2 protein-coding genes are annotated in these 3,702 nt (G+C 35.9%); one reads left to right on the top strand and one right to left on the bottom strand.

Annotation, left to right across the window (positions count from 1 at the left end; translation table 11 throughout):
• The first annotated feature begins 435 nt into the window (after window positions 1–435).
• Entirely contained in the window at window positions 436–1,587 is a 1,152-nt protein-coding gene (locus ACFY36_RS51825; protein ID WP_499753329.1) for a RepB family plasmid replication initiator protein, read from the top strand.
• 110 nt (window positions 1,588–1,697) lie between these two features.
• On the opposite strand, the gene ACFY36_RS51820 is transcribed toward ACFY36_RS51825, so the two are convergent.
• Window positions 1,698–2,845, bottom strand: a protein-coding gene (locus ACFY36_RS51820) for an IS3 family transposase (RefSeq protein WP_095586744.1) whose coding sequence is annotated in 2 segments (ribosomal slippage) — window positions 1,698–2,593 and window positions 2,593–2,845 — 1,149 coding nt in all. Because the reading frame shifts where the segments join, the coding sequence is not laid out codon by codon here.
• Window positions 2,846–3,702: the final 857 nt, after the last annotated feature.

Here is a 3,702-nt window from a genome sequence, read left to right as displayed (position 1 = left end):
CCGAACAGAGCAACTGTTCGCTTAAACAAACAAGATAAACAGGTCACACTAAAAAAGAATTAGCGCCTCGTCTAAAAAGATAATCCTACCCCAATCCGTCCTTGCGGAGCGGTTTTGATTTTGACCTTGATTTTCAATTTTTGAAAAAAATAAAAAAAGGCGAAGCCTATTTATATTTATCATATATATTTTAATCTTTTGTTCTTTTGCGTGGCTGAAAAGTTAGTGGTAGTGCTTGTGTACAGATTTATAAGCACAGAAAAAACTGTTTATAAGCACAGAAAAAACAGTTTATAAGCACAGAAAAAACAGTTTATAAGCACAGGGTATAATTGATTTACTGTGCTTATAGTGTTATAATAAAAACATAGAGAAATTCCTCGCAAAAGATTTTTCTCTATGCCTATTTAAAAACACTCACAAAGGAGTATTACTATGCTTATTATAACAGAAAAACAAGAAAACAAAAAGCAGGTGCTAACCTTGAATGAACTTGAAAAACGCAAAGTCGTGGAGCATAACAGCTTGATAACCTCTATTGCCAAAATGGATAAAACACCTCTCAAAATGTTTGAATTAGCGGTTTCTTGTATCAATACCGAAGAACCACCGAAGGACAATACCGTTTATCTCTCAAAGAGAGATCTTTTCGCTTTCTTTAAAGTATCCGATAATGACAAGCATAGTCGTTTCAAGCAGGCAGTTGAGAAAATGCAAAAACAGGCCTTTTTTCAAATCAAAGAAGAACAAGGAAAGGGTTTTAAATTTAAAAGCATTGTGCCTATCCCTTACGTGGAATGGACAGATTATCATGATGAAGTAAAAATTGAATTTCATCGTGAAATTATGCCTTACTTAATCAATCTTAAAAAGAATTTTACGCAACACGCCTTATCAGATATAGCCGAACTCAATAGCAAGTATTCAATTATTCTTTACCGTTGGTTATCTATGCAATACAACCAATACGAGCATTATAGCGTTAAAGGTGGACGGAGAGCGGAGCAAGTGGAAGCCTACCGCAATCCAACAATTACAGTGAAAGAATTGCGAGTGATGACCGATACCGTCAATGAATATAAAAGAATGTTTCAATTCACAGAATGGATACTAGAAAAACCTTTAGCAGAAATCAACGCTCACACTTCTTTTAACGTGTCCTATGAGAAAGTCAAAAAAGGGCGGAGTATTGACTCTATTGTCTTTCATATCGAGAAAAAACGCATGGCAGACGATAACAGCTACAAGTTAGACGATAAAGTATATCAAGAGGGTAATAAAGTCAAAGAGGAAACCGAAGATAAGCTAGCTATTGAAGCAATGAAAAGCAAATACACCAAGCTATTGATTGAAAATTTTCTTTTGTCACCATTAGAAATGACAGATACGGCAACAATGGCAGGCTTACAGAAAAATGTGTACCCTCTCTATGACGAACTGAAAGAATTGAGAGGGCTTAATGGGGTCAAAGACCACTTGTCTTATGTATCTAGCAAGCGTGAAGAATATTCTAAGCACAATATCACTAAGTATCTCAAAAAAGCAATCGAGCAATACCTACCCACGGTTAAAAGGCAGGACTTATGATGAGTGAAAAGTTAAAGACAATTAAAGTGGACCAATGTCAAATATTTAGACACAAAATGAGCTATATTTTTGGAAAGTCAACGAAAAACTAGACACGGAGTTAAGAGAATTTAAGAATTATATTTTTCAAAGTCTTTTGGCGACTTGTAATCAAGACCTGAATGCATCCTTTTTGTATTGTAATAGGTCTCAATGTATTTAAATATTTCTTGAGTAGCCTCAGCTCTTGTCTCAAAATGAGCATCATTAATAAGCTCCCTCTTTAGCGTCTTATAAAAAGACTCCATCATTGCATTGTCATAGGGATTTCCTTTACGACTCATGCTAGATTGAGCACCGACTTGACGAAGAGTAGATTGATAACGAGAGCTTGTATATTGACTCCCTTGATCAGTATGGACAATCAAGCCAGGCTGAGGATGTTCTTTCCCACAAGCTTGCAAGAAGCAATCCCTCACCAGTTTATCTTGCATCCGTGAAGACATTGACCAGCCTACAATCTTACGTGAAAAAACGTCGATATTCACGGCTAAGTATAAGGTGCCTTCTTTGGTAGGGATATAGGTCATGTCTCCCAGCCATACTTTATTAGGAGCTGTTGCTTTAAAGATCTGATTAATTAAATTGGGTCTTGAAAGCGAAGCTCCTTTTCTGTTGTAATGTTTATATTTATAACGGCTTCCCTTGGCATAAAGTCCCATCAAGTGCATCAGTTTCCCAACACGTTTCGTGTTGGTCATAATACCAGTATTATGAAGTACCTTGGTAATTCTAACCGCACCATAGCGTCCCTTATGCTCATGAAAGACAGCTTTTATCTTCTCTGAGAGAATTTCTCTCTCCACTTGTTGTTTTGAAGGACGACGATGCATGTATTCATAGAAACCTGAGCGAGAAACCTTAAGAACTTTTACTGCATGCTTAATTTTTATCTTCCCATGATGTTTCAAGAGAAATTCAAAACGTTTTACTTGCTTCGCTTCAAGAAGACCCGGAACTTTTTTAGAAGTTCAAGTTCCTCCTGAAGATAACGATTTTCTTTCTCTAACAATTTAATCTTATGTTGGGCATCAGCTAGGGCTGTCCCATTGCCTGGAAAAGCACTTTCTCCATATTCTTCAACTTCTTGAACCCAGCGATAAAGACTATTGGCATGAACCTCAAGCTCTTGGCTGACTTCTTTAACAGAGTAACCCTCTTCAAGAATGAGTTTTACTGCAGAATTTTTAAATTGTTTATCGAATTTTCTTCTTGCCATAATAAACCTTTCCACGATTTCTCTTAACTTTGTGTCTAGTTTATTATAACCTTTCCACCTTTCATTTTTGTGTCTTAATAGACAGATTATAACACACAATTTTCTGTCCACTTTTATAGTATAGCTCCAATTCAAGATGACTTGGAAGAACTAGAAGTAATCGCTAAAGGTGTGTTTGAGTCTTCCATACGTGCTATCTTTCCATTTGACGGAAGAGATAAATACTTAACTCTATCAAAAAAATCAAAGTAACCACGACCGCAAGGGATTTTTCCTAAAGGCAGAACGTCCGATTTTTTCAATTGAGGTGGACAAGCGGAGCGACAAAAGCGAACAGGGAGACTTTATGCTATAATGAGTTTAAAGAAAACTGACACGCAGAGCATGCGGTTAAATTGTTCCATAGAGAAGTCTAATTTCTTGATGAGTGGTTGACGCATCTATGCCACATAAAAAAACGAAGCGGTGCAAACAGAGTGGGGACTACGGCTTAACCACGAAATACCAATCTGTGCCGATTGATGATTTGATTTAAGTTTTAAAATAAAAAAGTTGCTGACAATAAGTTGGTGGCTTTTTTATTTTTTTAAGACAAAAATTTACTGTTAGGAATGTAAACGTATAATTAGAAAATACTTATAAAAAGAGATAAGATATCCCTATAAGATATAAAGGCGCACTTATATACCATGAAAATCATGGTATAAAATGCCAATATTTTAGATTAAACGTGTTGGAAAAACTCGCTTTGCTCATGTAAATAAAAACGTTATAAAGTATTATAGCGAGCTTAGTAAGTGGATATACACTTACGGTAAAAAGGGTTCTGTTGCGAAGTCAAAGATTGATACGAAGAT

The organism is Actinoplanes sp. NPDC000266 (assembly GCF_042899005.1).
Lineage (GTDB): Bacteria > Actinomycetota > Actinomycetes > Mycobacteriales > Micromonosporaceae > Actinoplanes.
This window is presented reverse-complemented; position numbering and strand designations above follow the sequence as displayed.